We start from the raw sequence: 1,738 nt of genomic DNA, 5'->3' as shown, positions 1-1,738 counted from the left end.
CGATTCACCGAAGCTGTGGATTGACATCTTTGATGTCAGTGGTAGGAGAGCGTTCTAACAGCGTTGAAGTCAGACCGGAAGGACTGGTGGAGCGGTTAGAAGTGAGAATGCCGGTATGAGTAGCGAAAGACGGGTGAGAATCCCGTCCACCGTATGACTAAGGTTTCCTGAGGAAGGCTCGTCCGCTCAGGGTTAGTCGGGACCTAAGCCGAGGCCGACAGGCGTAGGCGATGGACAACAGGTTGATATTCCTGTACTACCTCCCCACCGTTTGAGAAATGGGGGGACGCAGTAGGGTAGGGTAAGCAGAGCGTTGGTTGTCTCTGTTCAAGCAGTAAGGCGTGTGTGTAGGCAAATCCGCACACTGTAACGTTGAGCTGTGATGACGAGTCCGTATGGACGAAGTTCCTGATCTCACACTGCCAAGAAAAGCCTCTATCGAGGTGGGAGGTACCCGTACCGCAAACCGACACAGGTAGTCGAGGAGAGAATCCTAAGGTGTGCGAGAGAACTCTCGTTAAGGAACTCGGCAAAATGACCCCGTAACTTCGGGAGAAGGGGTGCTCTGGTAGGGTGAAAGCCCGAGAGAGCCGCAGTGAATAGGCCCAGGCGACTGTTTAGCAAAAACACAGGTCTCTGCAAAACCGTAAGGTGACGTATAGGGGCTGACGCCTGCCCGGTGCTGGAAGGTTAAGAGGAGCGGTTAGCGCAAGCGAAGCTGTGAATTGAAGCCCCAGTAAACGGCGGCCGTAACTATAACGGTCCTAAGGTAGCGAAATTCCTTGTCGGGTAAGTTCCGACCCGCACGAAAGGCGTAACGATCTGGGCACTGTCTCAACGAGAGACTCGGTGAAATTATAGTACCTGTGAAGATGCAGGTTACCCGCGACAGGACGGAAAGACCCCGTGGAGCTTTACTGTAGTTTGATATTGAATTTTGGTACAACTTGTACAGGATAGGTAGGAGCCAGAGAGCCCGGAGCGCCAGCTTCGGAGGAGGCGTCGGTGGGATACTACCCTGGTTGTATTGAAATTCTAACCCATGCCCCTTATCGGGGCAGGAGACAGTGTCAGACGGACAGTTTGACTGGGGCGGTCGCCTCCTAAAAGGTAACGGAGGCGCCCAAAGGTTCCCTCAGAATGGTTGGAAATCATTCGTAGAGTGTAAAGGCACAAGGGAGCTTGACTGCGAGACCTACAAGTCGAGCAGGGTCGAAAGACGGGCTTAGTGATCCGGTGGTTCCGCATGGAAGGGCCATCGCTCAACGGATAAAAGCTACCCCGGGGATAACAGGCTTATCTCCCCCAAGAGTCCACATCGACGGGGAGGTTTGGCACCTCGATGTCGGCTCATCGCATCCTGGGGCTGTAGTCGGTCCCAAGGGTTGGGCTGTTCGCCCATTAAAGCGGTACGCGAGCTGGGTTCAGAACGTCGTGAGACAGTTCGGTCCCTATCCGTCGTGGGCGTAGGAAATTTGAGAGGAGCTGTCCTTAGTACGAGAGGACCGGGATGGACATACCGCTGGTGTACCAGTTGTTCTGCCAAGGGCATCGCTGGGTAGCTATGTATGGACGGGATAAGTGCTGAAAGCATCTAAGCATGAAGCCCCCCTCAAGATGAGATTTCCCATTACGCAAGTAAGTAAGACCCCTGAAAGACGATCAGGTAGATAGGTTCGAGGTGGAAGTATGGCGACATATGGAGCTGACGAATACTAATCGGTCGAGGACTTAACCA

1 rRNA gene is annotated in these 1,738 nt (G+C 53.7%); it reads left to right on the top strand.

The annotated features are described in order from the left end of the window. Positions 1-1,738, top strand: a 23S ribosomal RNA gene (locus BOD01S_RS22130); the annotation flags it as partial.

Source organism: Lysinibacillus odysseyi 34hs-1 = NBRC 100172 (assembly GCF_001591965.1).
Classification (GTDB): Bacteria; Bacillota; Bacilli; order Bacillales_A; family Planococcaceae; genus Lysinibacillus_B; species Lysinibacillus_B odysseyi.
Note: the sequence above shows the minus strand (reverse complement) of the source record. Positions and strands in the feature narration are given on the sequence as shown.